Annotated in this window: 15 protein-coding genes and 1 CRISPR repeat array; of the genes, 10 read left to right on the forward strand and 5 right to left on the reverse strand. The window is 40.5% G+C overall.

All coding sequences use genetic code 11. The features are described 5' to 3' along the window. Positions 1-49 precede the first annotated feature (49 nt). Both DYH63_RS02635 and DYH63_RS02640 read right to left on the reverse strand, forming a co-directional pair. Positions 50-1,189 carry a FecR domain-containing protein gene (locus DYH63_RS02635; RefSeq protein WP_240409055.1) on the reverse strand — a complete coding sequence of 380 codons (1,140 nt, stop codon included), beginning with the start codon at positions 1,187-1,189 and terminating at the stop codon, positions 50-52. A gap of 228 nt (positions 1,190-1,417) precedes the next feature. Continuing rightward, the gene (locus DYH63_RS02640) at positions 1,418-1,978 is read right to left on the reverse strand and encodes an RNA polymerase sigma factor (protein WP_116787320.1); all 561 of its coding nucleotides are present in this window, start codon (positions 1,976-1,978) and stop codon (positions 1,418-1,420) included. A gap of 410 nt (positions 1,979-2,388) precedes the next feature. On the opposite strand from DYH63_RS02640, the gene hisG reads away from it, so the two are divergent. The 9 genes from hisG to DYH63_RS02685 all read left to right on the forward strand — a co-directional run bounded on the left by hisG (position 2,389) and on the right by DYH63_RS02685 (position 12,401). After that, positions 2,389-3,246: an ATP phosphoribosyltransferase gene (gene hisG, locus DYH63_RS02645; RefSeq protein WP_116787321.1), complete on the forward strand. Its 858-nt coding sequence runs from the start codon at positions 2,389-2,391 to the stop codon at positions 3,244-3,246. Between the two features lie 6 nt (positions 3,247-3,252). After that, positions 3,253-4,542: a histidinol dehydrogenase gene (gene hisD, locus DYH63_RS02650; protein ID WP_116790725.1), complete on the forward strand. Its 1,290-nt coding sequence runs from the start codon at positions 3,253-3,255 to the stop codon at positions 4,540-4,542. Beyond that, positions 4,535-5,560, forward strand: coding sequence for a histidinol-phosphate transaminase (gene hisC, locus DYH63_RS02655; RefSeq protein WP_116787322.1), 1,026 nt, complete (start codon positions 4,535-4,537; stop codon positions 5,558-5,560). Before hisD ends, hisC begins: the two co-directional genes overlap by 8 nt. Further along, the gene (gene hisB, locus DYH63_RS02660; RefSeq protein ID WP_116787323.1) at positions 5,557-6,645 is read left to right on the forward strand and encodes a bifunctional histidinol-phosphatase/imidazoleglycerol-phosphate dehydratase HisB; all 1,089 of its coding nucleotides are present in this window, start codon (positions 5,557-5,559) and stop codon (positions 6,643-6,645) included. The genes hisC and hisB overlap by 4 nt, the downstream gene beginning before the upstream one ends. Next, positions 6,642-7,220, forward strand: coding sequence for an imidazole glycerol phosphate synthase subunit HisH (gene hisH / locus DYH63_RS02665; protein ID WP_116787324.1), 579 nt, complete (start codon positions 6,642-6,644; stop codon positions 7,218-7,220). The genes hisB and hisH overlap by 4 nt, the downstream gene beginning before the upstream one ends. Then, on the forward strand, positions 7,217-7,930 hold the full coding sequence (gene hisA / locus DYH63_RS02670) for a 1-(5-phosphoribosyl)-5-[(5-phosphoribosylamino)methylideneamino]imidazole-4-carboxamide isomerase (protein WP_116787325.1): 714 nt from the start codon (positions 7,217-7,219) through the stop codon (positions 7,928-7,930). The genes hisH and hisA overlap by 4 nt, the downstream gene beginning before the upstream one ends. Beyond that, positions 7,924-8,676: an imidazole glycerol phosphate synthase subunit HisF gene (gene hisF / locus DYH63_RS02675; protein WP_116787326.1), complete on the forward strand. Its 753-nt coding sequence runs from the start codon at positions 7,924-7,926 to the stop codon at positions 8,674-8,676. Before hisA ends, hisF begins: the two co-directional genes overlap by 7 nt. Further along, a complete protein-coding gene (gene hisIE, locus DYH63_RS02680) occupies positions 8,673-9,260 on the forward strand; it encodes a bifunctional phosphoribosyl-AMP cyclohydrolase/phosphoribosyl-ATP diphosphatase HisIE (RefSeq protein ID WP_116787327.1) in 588 nt (195 codons plus the stop codon). The genes hisF and hisIE overlap by 4 nt, the downstream gene beginning before the upstream one ends. Before the next feature lie 147 nt (positions 9,261-9,407). Continuing rightward, positions 9,408-12,401, forward strand: coding sequence for an AsmA family protein (locus tag DYH63_RS02685; protein ID WP_116787328.1), 2,994 nt, complete (start codon positions 9,408-9,410; stop codon positions 12,399-12,401). Between the two features lie 77 nt (positions 12,402-12,478). Here DYH63_RS02685 and DYH63_RS02690 read toward each other — a convergent pair whose 3' ends face one another. Then, on the reverse strand, positions 12,479-13,972 hold the full coding sequence (locus DYH63_RS02690; protein WP_116787329.1) for an aminotransferase-like domain-containing protein: 1,494 nt from the start codon (positions 13,970-13,972) through the stop codon (positions 12,479-12,481). Between the two features lie 64 nt (positions 13,973-14,036). Here DYH63_RS02690 and DYH63_RS02695 point away from each other — a divergent pair, with 64 nt between their 5' ends. Next, positions 14,037-15,902: a TonB-dependent receptor plug domain-containing protein gene (locus DYH63_RS02695; protein ID WP_116787330.1), complete on the forward strand. Its 1,866-nt coding sequence runs from the start codon at positions 14,037-14,039 to the stop codon at positions 15,900-15,902. 65 nt (positions 15,903-15,967) lie between these two features. Continuing rightward, positions 15,968-18,782: a CRISPR direct-repeat array (repeat unit 47 nt; unit sequence GTTGTGAATTGCTTTCAAAATTCATACTTTAGTGGATGATTCACAGT). Between the two features lie 109 nt (positions 18,783-18,891). Here the strand turns inward: DYH63_RS02695 and cas2 are convergent. Continuing rightward, entirely contained in the window at positions 18,892-19,197 is a 306-nt protein-coding gene (cas2, locus tag DYH63_RS02700) for a CRISPR-associated endonuclease Cas2 (protein ID WP_439952029.1), read from the reverse strand. A gap of 47 nt (positions 19,198-19,244) precedes the next feature. Continuing rightward, complete coding sequence (gene cas1, locus DYH63_RS02705; RefSeq protein ID WP_116787332.1) at positions 19,245-20,153, reverse strand: type II CRISPR-associated endonuclease Cas1; 909 nt, start codon at positions 20,151-20,153, stop codon at positions 19,245-19,247. Positions 20,154-20,191: the final 38 nt, after the last annotated feature.

A 20,191-nucleotide genomic window follows, 5' to 3' on the forward strand; every position in this document is an offset into this window, starting at 1 on the left:
GATTTTTTTTATTTAAGAGGGTTTGGTAATTCCTGTTTCAATAGGCTGTTTATTTAATTATTACTTTGTTTTTATTGATCGTGTAATTAAAATTATGTAGCTCTTTAAAGTAGCTCAGTACATTAGCTATGGTTTCATCTTTAAAGCTGGCATTAAATCGCTGGCCTTCCAGGCTGGTGTTGTGGTTTTCTATCACAATGTTATAATGCCTTTCCAGTTTTTTGCAAATGTTTTTAAACGTCATGTTCCTAAAGACCAATTCCCCCTTTATCCATGCGGTGTAAATGGCAGTAGAAACTTCTTTTGTTTGTATACTACTCTCGGCCTTGCTAAAGCTGCCTTTGTATCCGGGCTCAAGCACTATGTTTTTTGAGGCATCAAATGTTTGCCCATCTGTATACATTCCTACAGAACCCTCTACCAGTACCACATCGGCATGGCTGTCTTCAGGATAACTGCTCACATTAAAATGTGTACCCAGTACCCGAACGTTTAGCTTATCTGCATTTACAATAAATGGATGCGCCTTGTCTTTAGCCACGTCAAAAAAAGCTTCACCATCAAGATATACCGTACGATCCTGCCCGGCTATAAACTTAACGGGATATTTTAATGTAGTACCGGCATTAAGATGTACCACTGTACCATCTGACAGGTGCAACTGAAAACGCTTACCATACGGAATGTTCAGGGTGTTGTAAACAAGTTTTTCTATATCGGCATTATTATCGTAGGCAATGGTATTGTTTTGCTGGCTGGCTACAACTTTACCATCTTCATCTTTTATGAACACTTCGCCTTTTTCATTAATAATCTGGATTTCGCCTTTTTCATTAGTAAGGGTTATCTCGGTACCGGTAAGCTTAACAGAAGGTTTACTCGTCGCAGCACTGTTATTAAAATACATCCAGCCTAAAGTAAAGAGCACTGCAAACGATGCGGCAATACCTGCATAGCGTTTAAAGTGCAGGCGGCGCACCGGGGTTTCTTCAGGTATGTGTGCCGTTTCTTCCTGATCCTTAGCCTGCTGCATTATACGGCTAAACATAGCATCTGCAGGGGTTTGTGCTTCGGGCTGTTGTTCTATGAGGAATTTAATTTCGTCTACAGTCGGGAAATCATCGGTAAGCCTGTTTTGCTGGTAAAAAGCAACAACCTGTGCAGCCTCAGCAGGGGTGCAGCGGTTCATTACATATTTATGGAGTAGGGCCTTTATATCTGTTTGCTGGCTCACGCGTGTATGGTATTATGTGTGTACTTATATAATACAGATGAATGGCATTTGTGTACTACTCAAACGATATAAATTTTTAATATTTTTTTAAGAATTTGTTTTTAGCATTGAAAAACAGTGGTTTGTGAAATAAAAAAATCATCCCGAAGGATGATCTTTAGTAAGATAAAGTTTGGTTTCTCTTTATATGATTTCGTCGTGGGTTTCAAAAAACATCCGTAACGATTCTAATGCTTTACTCATCTGGTTTTTTACAGTACTTATAGATATGCCCAGTTCACGGCTTATTTCTTCGTAGGTTTTGCCTTTGCGCGACATTTTAAAAATTTCCTTTCGCTTAGGGGGGAGGTCGCTAATGGCCTGTTTGCGGAGTTTTTTAAAATCCTGTTCCCTTATCCTATGGTCTGTATGTTCATACGACTGCTGCGTGTTGTAAAAAATTTCTTCGCGCAACACGACATCGTTTGCGGCTTTATTTAAAATGTTGAATGCCTGGTTGCGGGCTATAGTGAATAAAAAGGCACGGAAAGATTTTGTTGGATCAAGTGTTTCGCGGTGTAGCCATACCTTCATAAAAACTTCCTGTACATTCTCTTCGGCAAGTTCTTTAGATTTAAGGAGGCTGATGCTGTAACCATAAATATCCTGGTAGTAACGATCGAAGAGGCTGCGAAATGCTTTTTCATTGTGGGCTTTAAGTTCGCCCACAAGTAGTGCATCATTATGTTTACTTTCCTCCTGCATATCGTTTATTGTCTTTCCTGTAATATTTATTGGGCTAAATTATGATAATGGTAAATTAATCCTGAAATAATACTAACATTACAAATGTATAAAAATATTAATGACCTGTACAAGTATCTTATGGTATGTGTATTAACTTTCTTTTTAACAAATTTTAACAAAAGTTGCAAAGACCCGTGTTGGCGGTATATGTTTTCTTTATACATTTGCCTTTATACAAAACAAAATATGTTTATTAATCAATTGCATCATCATCATTTCAGCACTGGCTCAAACGCGAGGTAGAAATGATATGGCAATAACCTAAGATATTTCACAAACCCGTTTGAGTAATCAGGCGGGTTTTTTGTTTGGGATCATTTCCTTTCATCCATTTTCCGCTTTTTTACTCAGGCATATTGCAAACAAACATGAGTATATTAAAGATCGCGGTACAAAAAAATGGCCGCTTAAGCGAAAAATCATTACAGCTTTTAAACGAATGCGGTATTAAGCTTTCTAATGGTGAGCGCCGTTTAAAGGCCGCGTCGCCCAACTTCCCTGTGGAAATATTGTTCCTGCGTGATGATGATATTCCGCAATATGTAGAGGAGGGCGTAGCCGATGCCGGCATACTGGGGGAGAATGAAGTTTGGGAAAAAAGCAAGAACATTACAGTGATAAAACAGCTGGGTTTTGCCTCCTGCAAACTTTCGCTTGCCATTCCAAAAGAAGCGCTGTATACCGGATTAGAGTACTTCAACAATAAAAAGGTAGCCACCAGTTATCCGCGTATACTGAATAATTTTTTTACAGAGAACAAACTTAATGTTGCCATAGAAACCATTAGCGGGAGCGTAGAAATAGCACCTGCGATAGGCCTTGCCGATGCCATTTTTGATATTGTAAGCACAGGCAGTACCTTACAGATAAACGGGCTTAAAGAAGTTGAGGTAGTTACTAAAAGCCAGGCGGTGCTGATAAGCAACCAGAACCTTGATGCCGAAAAACAGCAAATACTGGATAAGCTGTTGTTCAGGATACAATCGGTTAAAAATGCCGCAGAAAATAAATATATACTCTTAAACGCACCTAATGAGTCTATTGCTAAAATAAGCGCAATACTCCCCGGAATGAAAAGCCCTACCGTTCTGCCACTCGCCGAACCCGGCTGGAGTAGTATCCACTCCGTTATTCGCGAAGATACTTTTTGGGATATTATTGACCAGTTAAAAGGCCTTGGCGCAGAAGGCATATTGGTTACCAATGTAGAAAAAATGATCCTTTGAGCCATGATACAAAAGATAATTAACCCCGATATAAACCAGTGGGAAACGCTCTGCAAACGCCCTGCCATTGATACCGAAGATGTTAATGGCCTGGTACAACAAATTTTTAAAGAGATAAAACAAAATGGCGATACTGCCTTAAAAAAGTATACCCAGCTTTTTGACGGTTCGAATCCTGATGCGATTACAGTCTCTAAAGATGAAACAACTGCTGCCATTGCTCAGGTTCCTGACGAACTTAAAGCAGCCATACAACTGGCAAAAGCCAATATAGAAAAGTTTCACGAAGCACAGGCAGAGCAGAAGCAAATTATAGAAACCATAACAGGTGTACAATGCTGGCGCGAAAGCCGTGCTATAGAAAAAGTAGGTATCTACATTCCCGGAGGTTCAGCGCCCTTGTTCTCCACAGTATTAATGCTTGCTGTTCCGGCTACGCTTGCAGGCTGTAAAGAGATTGTATTGTGTTCACCACCTGATAAACAAGGGAATATCAATCCTGCTATACTATATGCGGCGCAGCTATCCGGTGTTACGGCAATATATAAGGCAGGTGGCATACAGGCTATTGGGGCTATAGCATTTGGCACGCAAAGCATTGCTAAAGTAGATAAGATTTTTGGCCCCGGAAACCAGTATGTAACCGCTGCCAAACAAGCGGCTTTTGCAAATGGCGTGGCGATTGACCTGCCCGCGGGGCCAAGTGAACTCCTTGTTATTGCAGATGCTACAGCCAACCCAGAGTTTGTGGCAGCCGATTTGCTATCTCAGGCAGAGCATGGTGCCGACAGCCAAGTGGTTTTGGTTTCAGATAATGAGGCTTTGGTAAATCAAACCATCCAGGCGCTTGAAGTGCAGGTGGCACAGCTTCCCCGTAAGGATATCGTCCTGAAAGCATTGCAAAACAGCCGTGCCATAGTGCTTAACGGTACGCAGGCCTGTATAGATTTCAGCAATGCCTACGCTCCTGAACACTTAATTATTGCAACAGCTGATGCAGATTTTCTTGCTGAGAGAGTAATTAGCGCCGGCTCTGTTTTTATAGGTAATTATAGTTGTGAGAGTGCGGGCGATTATGCCAGCGGTACTAACCACACACTGCCTACAAACGGTTATGCACGCAGCTATAGCGGCGTATCGTTAGATAGTTTTGTAAAGAAAATTACTTTCCAGAAAATTACACCACGAGGGCTGCAAAACATTGGCCCTGCCATAGAAATTATGGCTGCTGCCGAGAGCCTTGATGCACACAAAAATGCGGTAACCATCCGCTTAAATACCCTTAAAAATGTTTGATTTATCTAAAATAGTGCGCCCCAACATACGGGTATTACAGCCGTACTCGTCTGCACGCGATGAGTTTAAAGGCACTGCCGCCGTGTATCTTGATGCTAATGAGAACCCTTTTGGTACGCTAAACCGCTACCCGGATCCGCTTCAAAAGCAGTTAAAGGCCTCGCTGTCTGAAATAAAGGCTGTTGATACACAAAATATCTTTGTAGATAATGGCAGCGATGAGGCTATCGACCTGTGTTTTCGTATTTTTTGCGAACCGGGTAAAGACCGCGCCTTGACGTTTACACCTACATACGGTATGTATAAGGTATCGGCAGATATTAATAATGTAGTTTTAGATGAAGTACCGCTTGACGACAATTTCCAGATCGATATCGAAAAGACGTTGCCTTTATTAGAGGATGAACGCCTGAAGCTCATATTTATCTGCTCACCCAATAATCCTACGGGCAATAACCTTAATAATATTGAAACCATCCTGCAAAATTTCAACGGTATTGTAGTGGTAGATGAAGCCTATATCGACTTTAGCGAGAATGAATCGCTCAGTCAAAAAATAGCGCAATATCCTAATCTTGTGGTATTGCAAACTCTAAGCAAAGCCTGGGGATTGGCGGCAGCCAGGATTGGGCTTGCATTGGCAGACGCTAATATTATCAGCCTGTTTAATAAAGTAAAGCCTCCGTATAATGTAAGCAGGCTCAACTATGAAGCGGCCATAGCGGCACTTGGTCAGCCAAAAGTATTTGAACAGCAAAAACAACTGCTGTTGCAACAACGGACTGTTTTACAGCAAGAATTAATAAACCTGCCATTTGTAACGAATGTATACCCGTCTAACGCTAACTTTTTACTGGTAGCCGTAACCGATGCTAGCGGTATTTATAACCGCCTTGTAGAAAAGGGGATCATACTGCGCAACCGCAACAGCGTTATAGCCAACTGCATTCGCATTACCATTGGCACACCCGAAGAAAATGAACTACTGCTAACCACCCTAAAAAACCTGAACCTATGAAAAAAGTATTGTTTATAGACCGCGATGGTACATTGGTTATAGAACCGCCCACAGACCTGCAACTGGACAGTCTGGAAAAACTGGAGTTTTATCCCGGTGTGTTTTCAGGACTTGGAAAAATAGTAAAAGAACTGGATTATGAGCTCGTTATGGTAACCAACCAGGACGGGTTGGGAACTGATTCTTTTCCTGAAGATACCTTTTGGCCTGCCCAGGACAAAATAGTAAAAGCTTTTGAAAACGAAGGCATCCGCTTTTCTGAAATAATTGTTGACCGCAGCTTTCCACATGAGAATTTGCCAACTCGAAAACCAGGAACCGGCCTGCTTACGCACTACCTTAAAGGTAATTATGATCTTGCCAACAGCTTTGTAATAGGCGACCGTGCTACCGATGTGCAGCTGGCGGTGAACCTGGGCAGTCAGTCGATATTTATTGGCGATGATTGTAAAGGGGCGACGATATGTACCAAAAGTTGGGAAGAAATTTACAGCTACCTGAAACAAATTCCGCGTACCGGTACCGTAGTTCGAAAAACGAATGAAACCAATATTGCTGTTACCGTCAACCTTGACAATAACAGTAACAGCAGCATAAGCACCGGGCTGGCATTTTTTGACCACATGCTCGATCAACTTTCCCGCCACGGGGGCATTGGTCTTGACATTCAGGTTGATGGCGACCTTGAGGTAGACGAGCACCATACTATTGAAGATACGGCATTGGCACTGGGCGAGGCTTTCTTAAAAGCATTAGGCAGTAAAAAAGGCATAGAGCGTTACGGCTTTTTATTGCCTATGGACGACTGCCTTTCTCAGGTGGCTATCGACTTTGGCGGAAGGCCATGGTTGGTATGGGATGCCGATTTTAAGCGTGAAAAAATAGGGGAGATGCCTACCGAGATGTTCCTGCACTTTTTTAAATCGTTTAGCGATACGGCTAAATGCAACCTGAATATAAAATCTGAAGGCACAAACGAGCACCACAAGATAGAGTCGATTTTTAAGGCATTTGCCAAAGCCATAAAAATGGCGGTAAAACAAACCGATAATTATGCAATACCCAGCACAAAAGGCACATTATGATAGCCATTATTAAATACAATGCAGGCAATACCGCATCGGTAGAAAATGCAGTAAGGAGGTTGGATTACAACTGTGTAGTAACCGATGATGCGATACAGTTGCAGGGGGCAGATAAGGTTATATTTCCGGGTGTGGGTCATGCGGCTCCGGCTATGGCATACCTTAAAGATAAGGGGTTGGACAGCCTTATTAAAAACCTTAAGCAGCCGGTATTGGGTATTTGCCTGGGTATGCAGCTGATGTGCAACTATACTGAGGAGGGGAACACGAATGGCCTTGGTATTTTTGATACCGGGGTAGTTAAATTTCCTCCTGAAGACAAGGTACCGCACATGGGGTGGAACACGGTAGAACACCTTGATAATATATTGTTTAATGGTATTGCGTTGAATACCGACCTGTATTTTGTACACAGTTATTACGCAGGGCTTTGCGATGCTACAGTGGGCGTATGCCAATACATTGTGCCGTTTAGTGCCGCACTGCAAAAAGACAACTTTTATGCAGTGCAGTTTCACCCGGAAAAGTCAGGAAAAACAGGAGAACAATTCCTTAAAAACTTTTTGCAATTATGAAGATCATCCCAGCCATAGATATTATAAACGGGCAATGCGTGCGCCTTACACAAGGCGACTATGCCCAACAAAAAACATACAACAGCGACCCACTAGCTGTAGCCAGAACATTTGAAGATGCCGGGTTAAAATATTTGCATCTTGTAGACCTGGATGGCGCTAAGGGCGGACGAATTATTAACCAAAAGGTACTTGAAGCCATTGCAACCAAAACAAGCCTGATAGTAGATTTTGGCGGTGGTATTAAAACGGATGCCGATATTGCCTTAGCATTTGATTGTGGCGCGCAGCAGGTTACGGTAGGCAGCATTGCGGTGAAAAATGCTGAAAAGGTAGGGCAATGGCTTGAAAAATACGGGCCTGAAAAGATTATCCTGGGTGCCGATTGTAAAGACCGAAAAATAGCTGTTAGCGGATGGCAGGAGGAGAGTAAGCGGGATGTAATTGAGTTTATAAAAGATTATAATGCGAAAGGCATTATTGATGTGGTGTGTACCGATATTAGTAAAGACGGTATGCTTGCCGGGCCATCGTTTGAACTATATAAAGAGATCATAGCTAAAGCTGCTGTCAACCTCATTGCCAGTGGCGGCGTAACCACCATTGACGATATTGTTGCCCTTAAAGCTATGGGATGTACAGGTGCTATAATTGGCAAAGCTATTTATGAGGGTACCATTACCTTAAAACAACTGAAAGACCTATGCTAAAGAAACGTATTATACCCTGCCTTGATATTAAAGATGGGCGCGTAGTTAAAGGAGTCAACTTTCTGGGACTTGCCGATGCAGGCGACCCGGTAGCACTCGCTGCCCGATATGCTGCTGAGGGTGCCGACGAACTGGTGTTCCTGGATATTGCCGCGACTATTGAAAAACGTAAAACCCTTTCAGCACTTGTAACCCAGGTGGCTGCTACCATAAATATACCTTTTACCGTGGGGGGAGGTATTAACACTGCAGCCGATGCAGAATACCTGGTGCGCAGCGGTGCTGATAAGGTAAGTGTTAATTCGTCGGCTGTTAAGAACCCGAAACTGATAAGTGAAATTAGTAATAATCTGGGCTGCCAGGCGGTAGTTGTTGCTATAGATGCTAAAAAGGTAGACAACGCCTGGGAGGTATTTATTAACGGCGGCAACACAGCTACGGGCGTACTTGTAACCGACTGGGCTAAGCAGGCTGAGCAGTTGGGCGCGGGAGAAATACTACTTACATCTATGGATAAAGACGGTACTAAAAGCGGTTTTGCAGTTGAATTGCTTAACCAGGTTTGTGCGGTTACAAGCCTGCCGGTAATAGCATCGGGTGGCGCAGGCAGCAAAGAGCATTTTAGAGACGTCTTTACCCATACCGGCGTTGGGGCTGCCTTGGCGGCAAGCCTTTTTCATTATGGTGAGCTGGGCATACAGGAACTTAAAGATTATTTAAAACAACAAAACATACCCATACGATGAACCCTGATTTTAATAAAACAAACGGATTGCTACCCGCTATAATACAGGATGCAATTTCGCAACAGGTGCTGATGCTTGGCTACATGAACGAAGAGGCTTTAGAAAAAACTAAAGCCGATGGCCGGGTTACGTTCTTTAGCCGCAGTAAAAACAGGCTTTGGACAAAAGGAGAAACATCTGGTAATTACCTGAAAGTACAAGAAATTAAAATGGACTGCGATAACGATACGCTGCTTATTTCTGCGCTACCACTGGGTCCGGTGTGCCATACAGGTACGCAAAGCTGTTTTGGTGAAACCGATGCAAAGGGCTTTTTGTACAAATTAGAACAAACCATTGCCGACAGGATTACCGCTGATGATCCTGACTCTTATGTGAGTACATTATTAAAGAGAGGAATCAATAAAGTGGCCCAAAAAGTGGGTGAGGAGGCTGTAGAGTTGGTTATTGAAGCAAAAGATAATAATGATGATTTGTTTAAAAATGAAGCTGCAGATTTGCTCTTCCACTTCCTTATGCTGTTAAAGGCTAAAGGTTTTGGACTGGAAGATATTGAAAAGGTATTGGCAGCACGCCAAAAGTAATGTTTCACGACACAGGTTCAATTAGTCTCTTTACAGAGCATACACAACAACTTTAACATAGTCGTTTTAGATAATTGATGTAATAAACACGGGGAATTTGGTGTTTTGTAGTAAATTACGCCATTAATACCATTTCCCCTTTTTCTGATGAAAATAAAAAAAATACTAAAGCGGCTATCAATCACTATTGGTGTGCTTTTGGTTCTTGTGTTAATAACAATAAGCATTGCGCTTAACTTTGTTTTTACACCCGAAAAAATAACCCCTACCGTTACCGACCTCCTGAATGAAAACCTTGATGCTAAGGTATCGTGCGAGCGTATAGAGCTTACGTTTTTTTCATCATTCCCTCATTTTGGCGTAAAGCTTACAAACGGCAATGTGGTAACGGCATCAATAAAAGGGCGTAAAAACGATACCCTGGCACAGTTTGATATGTGCAGGGCTTCTTTTAATATCGACAAGCTTTTGCGAAAGCACAACCTGGTGGTAAATAACCTTACGATAACAAATCCTAAGGTAAAGGCTGTTATTCATAAAAACGGTAAGGCCAACTGGAATATTGTAAAAGAGACAGGTACAGATACCATTGCCGAAGACAGTACGGCTTTTAAGATTAATTCCATCTTTGTAAAAAAACTAACGGTAGAAAATGCAAGTATTGCCTACCACGATTTTGTTACCAAGGCACACGCAAAGGCAGACAGCCTGTTTGTAACCCTTAAAGCTGCCAATACCGATGATAAGCTGGTATTTTCTACCGAAACATCGGGTAAGCATATAAAGTTTTCTAAAGATGGCTACCGATTTGCCAATAACCTAAAGGCTGCTCTTACAACCAAAATACTCTACGATAAAAAGAACCAAAAGGTAGACTTTGATAAAAGTGAGCTAAAGCTGAATGATATCGACTTTGTTACTGAAGGGCATTTTAAGCGTGATACTATAACTCACGAGGTGCAAACTGACCTTATACTGGAAATGAAAGTACCCTCTTTAAAAACACTTTGGGAAACCGTGCCTGAATATATCATCAAAAAAGAAGATATAGATGTGCGCGGTAACGTAGTGCTTAAAGCCACTGCAAAAGGTATTTATAGTAAAGACAGGCTACCATTAACCGACATTACTTTTAAGATTGACAACGGTGTGCTTAAGTATAATAAGTTTGCCGGGGAGATAAGACACTTGGAGGGCGACCTGCATGCGCTGCTTAACTTTGATAAGCCCGAAGCATCTATCCTTACCATAAAGCAGTTGCTGCTTGAAGGTACAGGAGTAGACCTTAAGGGCAATGCTACGGTAACCAACCTGCTTAAAGACCCTGAAATTGATTCGAACATTAAGGGCGACCTTGACCTGACTACCCTTAAAAAGAAGTTTCCGTTTGCTAAGGATATTGAAGCAAAAGGCCTGGCGCACATAGATATCAATGCCGTATTTAAGAGCAACGATATTATGAACAGCAACTTTAACAACATGAAGGTTAAAGGTAATTCATTGTTTACCAATTTGCTGATTAACGACCCGAAAGACACGATCTATGTACAGACCAAAAAAACCGAACTTGTTTTTGGACGTAAGGCAGAAGACGAAGCGAACCGCAAGTCTTTTGGTAAAATAGCCGCTACAGATCTTACCGTGAATTATAAAAACCAGCATAATATTAAACTTGCGGGGCTGGATGTAAAGCTAAGGGCTAAAAAGCAAAGAGACAGTATGTCAAAACTTGCTGCAGAGATACGGTTAACCAATTTAAAATATTCAGGTTCAGATAAGATTAGGGGGGTGATACGTAAAGCGAGTATTACTGCTGAGCTTAGTCCGCGTAGTACAAAAGGCCGCCCCGCTATAAGTACAACCTTTACAGTAGACAGTGCGGGTGTGTGGCAGGATAAAAAGTTTGTAGGTATTAAGAACGGGAACTATAAGCTTCTTGTTCAGAAGAACAGGGACAGCATCTGGATGCCGCGTGGCTATGTAGAGTTCAATAACCTGTATGCCTATACACCGGAGTTTGCATTGCCGCTACGCATGGAGCATTCTAAAATATCAATTAATAATCGGGCTATTACGCTGCGTAATGCGCATATCTTTTTTGGTAATTCTGATGTTACGCTAACGGGGCAGATCAATAATATGCTGGCTAAAAAATCGCCTGATAAAAAGGTTGATGCCACCCTTACGCTAACTTCAAACTTTATAGATGCCAATGAGATTATGGCAATTATGAATACCGAAACAGCTGCCAAAGAACAGCAGCCTGATTTTAAGCAGGTAGCTGAGCATAAGTTACATGATCCTAAAAATGTAAGCAATAAAAAAACGGTGTTTAAAATACCTGCAAATATCAATTTTGTGTTTAACAGCGACATAAAGAAACTGCATTATGGCACGCTTGACCTACAGGATCTTAAAGGTGTGCTTAAGGTAGAGGAAGGGCACCTAAAGCTGAACCATTTTGAACTGACCACCCTGGCAGCAAAACTTACTACAAGCCTTAACTATTCGGTAGTAAACGACCGCAGAGCCAAGGTAGATTTTGACCTTAACCTGCATGATATAGAAATGGCAAATATTGCTAAAGTAATGCCCGCAATGGACAGCCTGTTCCCAATGACAAAATCGTTTGTAGGCAAGGGGCATTTAAGGATGCAGGGCAGTGCGCTGCTTAACCGCAGGATGGATGTTATTATACCATCGGTAACCAGTATTGCTGCGTTACAGGCCACAGATATTATGGTGCTGGATGGCGAAACTTTTAAAGAGATGGCAAAAACGCTGATGTTTAAGCAAAAGGATAAAAATACCATCAACACGCTTAACATGGAAATGATAATTGAGAAGAGCCATATGGAGGTGCTGCCCGCACTGGTAGAGATAGACCGCTACACGCTGGCAGTTGGCGGTATGCAAAACCTGGACATGAGTTACAACTACCACGTTTCGGTGCTTAAATCGCCCATACCGTTTAAAACCGGAGTAGATATTAAAGGCAGTAACCTCGACGACTATAAAATAAGCCTTACTAAGGCCAAGTATAAATACTATTTTACAGATAAGGAAAGGCTGAAGGAAAAAGCAGATGAGTCAATCATCAATAAGAAAAAAGATATACTGGCAAAGCTTGAGTTTAATTAGCGAAACGCTACATCGCTATATAGTTTAGAATTTTTAGCCGCTAATTTCACTAAATTACACAAATTGACCGGTGTAAATTAGTGGCTGTTTTTTAAAACCGTTTCAAGTGATTTGCTTAAAATTGTAATAGCCTCTTCCATTTCGGTTACTGTTAAATGCCCGAATCCCAGCCGTGTTGCTGTAAGGTTTTTGGATTGGTATAAAATGGTTTTTGGCAGGAACAGCCCATTAGCCGCGCATTCTTTTTGCAGCTGAATCAGGTTAAAGTTATCCAGCCATTCTACCCACACAGCCAGTCCTCGTGCAGGCACCTGAAATTTTATACGCCCTTTCAGCTGGGTTGACAGCAGGTTTATAAAAGCATCCCTGCGTTCTTTATAACGTATTTTGTTCTTTTTAGAGAGCCTGTGTACTTCACCCTCCTGTATCCATTCGGTTAGTGCCTGTTCTTTAATAACATCAATGCCGGGTTCCAGTATATTTTGGTGTTTTTCTAATTCGGCAATAAATTCAGAGGGTGCTGCAACAAAACCATAACCAAAGCCAGCCGGCAGCGACCGTCCGAACGACCCAATGTAAACAACCCTGTCATTAGAATCAAAAGCAGCCAGTGGCAATACCGGGTTATTGTCATAATGAAAGTCAAAATCATAATCATCTTCTAAAATTACAAAACCATACTGGTTAGCAAGTTCGAGCAGCTCTATCCTCCGTTTGGCACTCAGCGCAGTTGTAGTAGGGTAGTGGTAACTGGAGGTTAGGTACAGTACCCTGATGGTTTTTTCCTGACAAATGGTTTTTAAATCTTTGGTGCTAATGCCTTCTTTATCTGTAGGCACCGGGATAATTTTAGCTCCGGTATCTGCAAGTGTCATGTTAGACCGGTAATATCCGGGAGAAGCAACCACCACATTGTCGCCGGGAGCCAGCAGCAGTTTTGTAACTAAATACAGGCTAACTTCGTGACTGGTTGTGGTAAGCAGGTTAGCGGGAGCAATGCGTATGCCACGTGTAAGGTTGAGGTAATTAGAAAAATGTAATTTAAAACTCTGGTGCGACAGTGTTTGTACCTGTTCCCATGTATTGGTGCTCTTTTGCCGTTTTAGTTTAGAAACATACAGGCGTGCCAGTACATCAGTTTGTACAAGCCTCAGGTCGGGCAGGCCATCATTAAACTGGTGGGGCAGGGTACTTACTTCCACAGGATTTTCCAGCAGGGCAGAGCGTGTAAAGGTAAAGCCGGTATTAATTTTAGAACTTTTGTTTGTAGATTGGCTAACATCAGCCTTGGAATTTTGCTTTGCCTGAGATAGTATAAACGTCCCCTTATTAGGCAAAATCTGTATCCATCCCTGTGCCTCCAGATCCTGGAACGACTTTATGAGCGTATTACGGTTAACCGATAGCAGCTTGCACAGTGTGCGGGTACCGGGCAGTTTTGTACCTTCGGGCAATAGTCCCATTTGTATGGCTTTAATAAACTCAAATACTATTTGCAGGTACACCGCAGTTGGTTCCTGAGGCTTTAGTGTGATGAAGCTTTTAAAAGGAATTTGAACCGGACTATCCATTATTCTTAAACTGGTATACTTTAGTGGTACGGCAAGGTACTACTTTTGACAAAATTTTTAAACCATGAAGAAACTTTATTTTGGTATGTTGCTACTGTTAGGTACTGCTATGTATGCGCAGACTGAAAAAGACAGTACTAAAACCATTGATGAATTAGTAATTAATGAAAACCGCTTTAGTACCCCTATTTCTAAGCAGAACCGTAATGTATATGTTATAAACCACAAAACAATAGAAAAATTGCCAGGCAGGTCTTTAAATGAGATATTGCAGTATGCCAATGGTGTAGATATAAGGCAGCGCGGACCCTTTGGCAGCCAAGCAGACATCAGTATAGATGGTGGAAGTTTTGAGCAGACGGTTGTGCTGCTAAACGGTGCAAAAATAATCGATTCGCAAACGGCCCACAATATGCTTAACCTGCCCATACCGGTAGAAGTTATAGAGCGTATAGAGGTTATACGCGGCCCGGCTGCAAGGATATATGGCATTAACAGCTTAACGGGCGCTATAAATATAATCACCAAGAAACCAGCAGACTCTGGGTTTTTAATAAGTACCTACGCAGGTTCTAATTTTGAGAAAGATGCAGAGGGCAATGGTGATACCTTTTATGGTAAAGGAATTCAGTTAGGGGGTGTTATAAGCAAGCAAAAGCACCAGCATTCCATCTTTGCATCGCATGATAAAAGTAATGGCTACCGTTACAATACAGGCTTTGAAAACAACAAACTGTTTTATCAGGGCAATGTACAGGTAAATGATAATAACGAGATTTTAGGCGCATTTGGGTATATTAAAAACGGATTTGGCGCTAACGGGTTCTATGCTTCTCCGGGCGATAAAAACTCAAGCGAAGTGGTGCAGACAACCTTTGCATCTATACAGTCTAAACACCATCTTTCAGATAAATGGTCGCTGGCACCACGCGTAAGTTACAGGTATAACTATGACGATTACAGGTATTTTGGCATTGCCAATTTAAATTCGGGCAGAAGCCAGCACTACACAAATTCGATAGCTGCTGAGGTTAATACATCGTATAAAATGGAAAAGGGAGAACTGGGCTTTGGCGCAGAGGCCCGTAATGAAGATATAAAATCGTCTAACATAGGCGAGCACAATCGTAACAATGTTGGCGTATATGTAGAATACAGAACCTACCTTACAGAACGTTTCAATGTAAACGTGGGCGCTTACCTTAATTATAATTCAGATTATAAATGGCAGGCTTATCCGGGGCTTGATGCCGGGTACGCCCTTACCGATGCCTTTAAAATTATAGCCAACATTGGCACCAGCCAGCGCATACCTTCCTTTACAGATTTGTACCTTAATCAGCGCCCGGGCAATATAGGCAACCCCGACCTTAAGTCAGAAAACGCTTTCCAGAGCGAAATCGGTTTTAAATTTTTAAAAAAGGCATTTACTTTTAATGCTAATTATTTTTACAGGAACATTACCAATTTTATCGACTGGACACGTAATGTTACTACAGAGCCATTTCAGAGTGTAAACTTTGGCGGCCTAAATACAAGCGGTATTAATATGCGTGCAGTATATAATGTAGAGCTGGCAAATAGTTCTAAATTTAGTTTTAACCTGGGCTATTCTTATTTAGATTCTGAGTTTAAAAACATCAAACAGGATGTGTTTTCTAAATATCTTATTTCCTCGTTAAAGCACCAGGTAACAAATACAGTTGATTTTCAGTATAAAAAATTCACGGTGCTTTTTGCAACACGTTTTAATGAGCGGGCTACCGGAGCATCATATTGGATAAATGATTTCAGGCTAAGCCAGGCCATTAATAAGCTCGTAATTTTTGCCGACGCACAAAATATTTTCAAAACAACCTACTTTGAGGCCGGAGCTATTCCGCTGCCATCAAGATGGTTTAGTGTAGGTGTAAAGTTTACAGACCTTTAGTATTTATTTGAGTAATGTAGAAAGCCGGGAGAATATCTTCCGGTTTTTTATTATTAGCTAATGAATAAATAAATTGCTTTCAAAATTCATACTTTAGTGGATGATTCACAGTTTCTATTGTAGGCGGCAAGAACGATAATGAGTTGTGAATTGCTTTCAAAATTCATACTTTAGTGGATGATTCACAGTCTATTGCAATCGCAACGGGCTTGTTAGCCAGTTGTGAATTGCTTTCAAAATTCATACTTTAGTGGATGATTCACAGTCCGTGACTTTGTCCTGCATTTATACCATGAGTTGTGAATTGCTTTCAAAATTCATACTTTAGTGGATGATTCACAGTCCGACTTTTTGAGCCTGTAGTGTACATTTAGTTGTGAATTGCTTTCAAAATTCATACTTTAGTGGATGATTCACAGTGCTTACGGACCTACAAACACAACGCCTGGGGTTGTGAATTGCTTTCAAAATTCATACTTTAGTGGATGATTCACAGTCTGTCATCCAAGCCCCTGAATCTAATATAGTTGTGAATTGCTTTCAAAATTCATACTTTAGTGGATGATTCACAGTAACTTTCATTTGTCAAAACGGGCAAATGCAGTTGTGAATTGCTTTCAAAATTCATACTTTAGTGGATGATTCACAGTTACCTCTTTAAATTTTAAACATTCAACAGGGTTGTGAATTGCTTTCAAAATTCATAATTTAGTGGATGATTCACAGTACTTTAGGTGTAACAAGCGTTATGCCGGTAGTTGTGAATTGCTTTCAAAATTCATACTTTAGTGGATGATTCACAGTGGCAAGTGAGAGGATTATCGGGGGTTCGAAGTTGTGAATTGCTTTCAAAATTCATACTTTAGTGGATGATTCACAGTTACGTAATTAAGTGGAATAAAGATATAATGGTTGTGAATTGCTTTCAAAATTCATACTTTAGTGGATGATTCACAGTACACCCTCGGTTTGCAAATCTTCTACCGCAGTTGTGAATTGCTTTCAAAATTCATACTTTAGTGGATGATTCACAGTGATAGGGAGAACAAGCATAGAACCGTATAAGTTGTGAATTGCTTTCAAAATTCATACTTTAGTGGATGATTCACAGTTAATCATCAACAGATGCTTTTGTCATTGGCGTTGTGAATTGCTTTCAAAATTCATACTTTAGTGGATGATTCACAGTAATGGCTGTTCAGCGCATAATGGCAGCAGTGTTGTGAATTGCTTTCAAAATTCATACTTTAGTGGATGATTCACAGTTAAACGCAGGTATAACAAAAGGCTCGTTATGTTGTGAATTGCTTTCAAAATTCATACTTTAGTGGATGATTCACAGTACGCACTTGCTACAAAGCTGTCCCCGTCGTGTTGTGAATTGCTTTCAAAATTCATACTTTAGTGGATGATTCACAGTTAACATTGCGGTAGAAAACTATGAAGTTGTGTTGTGAATTGCTTTCAAAATTCATACTTTAGTGGATGATTCACAGTTGTGGAAAGTAGTATTGTAAGCCCGGATTAGTTGTGAATTGCTTTCAAAATTCATACTTTAGTGGATGATTCACAGTGATGCTAGCTGCGTTATCATCGAGGGCATGTTGTGAATTGCTTTCAAAATTCATACTTTAGTGGATGATTCACAGTAGGGTTCAAAATCCTGTGCAAAGCTTTGAAGTTGTGAATTGCTTTCAAAATTCATACTTTAGTGGATGATTCACAGTTCAAAGACTTTTTTTTTCGAATCTTCCATAGTTGTGAATTGCTTTCAAAATTCATACTTTAGTGGATGATTCACAGTTATTTCAAAGTTAAAGAGGAAGATAAAGAAGTTGTGAATTGCTTTCAAAATTCATACTTTAGTGGATGATTCACAGTAGGCCTGGCGGCTCTTTGCCTTGCCTTTGGGTTGTGAATTGCTTTCAAAATTCATACTTTAGTGGATGATTCACAGTGAAATCGGTGTTATTCTAGATATCACACATGTTGTGAATTGCTTTCAAAATTCATACTTTAGTGGATGATTCACAGTAATTGAAAATAACATGTGGCAGCTAAAACAGTTGTGAATTGCTTTCAAAATTCATACTTTAGTGGATGATTCACAGTATATTCATTTGATGGTCTTGGCAGACGTGTGTTGTGAATTGCTTTCAAAATTCATACTTTAGTGGATGATTCACAGTTTTTTTAATACAGGGGTGTGCGGAATTAAGTTGTGAATTGCTTTCAAAATTCATACTTTAGTGGATGATTCACAGTTTAGTAAGTGCCGTCCACGCTGTAGCACTTGTTGTGAATTGCTTTCAAAATTCATACTTTAGTGGATGATTCACAGTTAGTTTAATCGCTTTCATAGTGTTTATTAGTTGTGAATTGCTTTCAAAATTCATACTTTAGTGGATGATTCACAGTATTCGTTACCGCGGGTTTCTGAATGCTATAGTTGTGAATTGCTTTCAAAATTCATACTTTAGTGGATGATTCACAGTGCATTAAATCAGAAGCATCACCCTTAGCCAGTTGTGAATTGCTTTCAAAATTCATACTTTAGTGGATGATTCACAGTTAAAACTGGTTTTGGCAAGACATTGTAAGGGTTGTGAATTGCTTTCAAAATTCATACTTTAGTGGATGATTCACAGTCCATAAGTTCTAAACAACTATCATTGAGCCGTTGTGAATTGCTTTCAAAATTCATACTTTAGTGGATGATTCACAGTTTATCTTATGCGCTGGGCTGTGTTCTATAAGTTGTGAATTGCTTTCAAAATTCATACTTTAGTGGATGATTCACAGTAACGCCCTGTTTTTCTGTTATATACATTCAGTTGTGAATTGCTTTCAAAATTCATACTTTAGTGGATGATTCACAGTATACCAGCTATAAAACGCTGGTATACTTGTTTTTAACTGGTTTAATAGGAATTAAAAACATATACTTTTTATACCCCATTATAAGCATATGATCTGTAATCTGTTAATCCTAAAATAGTTCTAGCTGCTGACCAGGAGTATCTTTTTGAATTTCTTTTTGTGCATAAAATATCTCCATCATCCCAAATTGCTTGTCTGTAATTTGCATAATACCCACCTTACCTCGTTTGGGCAATACGCGTTTTATGCGCTTGGTATGTACATCTGCATTTTCCCTACTTGGGCAAAATCGCAGATAAATGGAAAACTGAAACATTGTAAAACCATCATCAAGAAGGTCTTTCCTGAAACGGGCTGCTGATTTACGTTCTAACTTTGTTTCTGTTGGCAAATCAAAAAATACAAGTACCCACATACTCCTGTACTGGTTTAACCTTGAATAGTAATCAGGTTCCATGCGGTTTAAACTGTTGTTTCAAAAACCGGATATAGTATTTTCCTGCTGATACCTGCATAGCATTCGTACAGGCTGTTTGTTGTACGGCTCATGGCCACCATAAGTGGGCTGCGTTTTCCTTCTAATACCACATCTATTGCCGGAATGCTTAGCATTAAAGCTTTTAGCTCTGGTGTAAGTTCTTCAAAATTATCATTTTTTTGCGTTACGTCATAGACCAGCATATCTACATAAATACGATATGGCTCCATAATATCATCGGCAAGACAAAAAGCATTATATTTATTGCTATGAAAAATGCCTACAGATGGTAACAGCCCAGTACTGATAATAGCCCGCGCGGTAACAGCTCTAAGAATGGCATATCCGTAATTAAGTAATCCATTTGGAGCTATTCCCTTTTGATTACGGCTAAAATCGGGTATATGGTTAAACAAGCTCTGAAAATAGTGTGCCGCAGCTATTGCTTCATGGTTTTCTGTATCGCCACTTTTTACATCTTCTGCCCAGCGTTTTAGCTTCTTGCTGTCTTTGCCTCTTGCAGATAAATGATATGCCTGGTTTGTTATTTTAGCACTTACAGTTTGTTGCCAGAGATTTTTCTTTAGCGGTGTGCTTATATTAAGCTGATGCCTGTAGCGTTCAGTTTGTTCACTATGTCCTGTAAGCGGCTGTAATAGCGCATTTGGCAAATGCTGCTTATCACAGGTTATAACAGCTGTCTTGTTTTCGATTAGCTTGCATATAAGCCCGTTTGTAAGCGTTATTTGCGGATGTTCCAGCACTATATACCCCAAATCTTCAATAGGTATGGTTACGGGCAATTTTACATCATTAGGAAAACTTACAACTAACTGCTCATTCTTGGTACTTAAATAAGCAGGATTACTAAAAAAGAGTGTGCGTTTTACCATAATTGATAGATTTAAAAAGGTCTTTAAAAAAATAAGAC

Source organism: Flavobacterium psychrotrophum (assembly GCF_003403075.1).
GTDB lineage: Bacteria > Bacteroidota > Bacteroidia > Flavobacteriales > Flavobacteriaceae > Flavobacterium > Flavobacterium psychrotrophum.

Coding starts and splice junctions, on each gene's coding strand:
- hisA (WP_116787325.1), top strand. CDS start 7,217: ATGAAGATCATCCCAGCCATAGATATTATAAACGGGCAATGCGTGCGC.
- hisB (WP_116787323.1), top strand. CDS start 5,557: ATGAAAAAAGTATTGTTTATAGACCGCGATGGTACATTGGTTATAGAA.
- cas2 (WP_439952029.1), bottom strand. CDS start 19,197: ATGTGGGTACTTGTATTTTTTGATTTGCCAACAGAAACAAAGTTAGAA.
- hisG (WP_116787321.1), top strand. CDS start 2,389: ATGAGTATATTAAAGATCGCGGTACAAAAAAATGGCCGCTTAAGCGAA.
- DYH63_RS02695 (WP_116787330.1), top strand. CDS start 14,037: ATGAAGAAACTTTATTTTGGTATGTTGCTACTGTTAGGTACTGCTATG.
- hisIE (WP_116787327.1), top strand. CDS start 8,673: ATGAACCCTGATTTTAATAAAACAAACGGATTGCTACCCGCTATAATA.
- hisH (WP_116787324.1), top strand. CDS start 6,642: ATGATAGCCATTATTAAATACAATGCAGGCAATACCGCATCGGTAGAA.
- hisC (WP_116787322.1), top strand. CDS start 4,535: ATGTTTGATTTATCTAAAATAGTGCGCCCCAACATACGGGTATTACAG.
- hisF (WP_116787326.1), top strand. CDS start 7,924: ATGCTAAAGAAACGTATTATACCCTGCCTTGATATTAAAGATGGGCGC.
- DYH63_RS02690 (WP_116787329.1), bottom strand. CDS start 13,972: ATGGATAGTCCGGTTCAAATTCCTTTTAAAAGCTTCATCACACTAAAG.
- cas1 (WP_116787332.1), bottom strand. CDS start 20,153: ATGGTAAAACGCACACTCTTTTTTAGTAATCCTGCTTATTTAAGTACC.
- DYH63_RS02640 (WP_116787320.1), bottom strand. CDS start 1,978: ATGCAGGAGGAAAGTAAACATAATGATGCACTACTTGTGGGCGAACTT.
- DYH63_RS02685 (WP_116787328.1), top strand. CDS start 9,408: ATGAAAATAAAAAAAATACTAAAGCGGCTATCAATCACTATTGGTGTG.
- DYH63_RS02635 (WP_240409055.1), bottom strand. CDS start 1,189: ATGAACCGCTGCACCCCTGCTGAGGCTGCACAGGTTGTTGCTTTTTAC.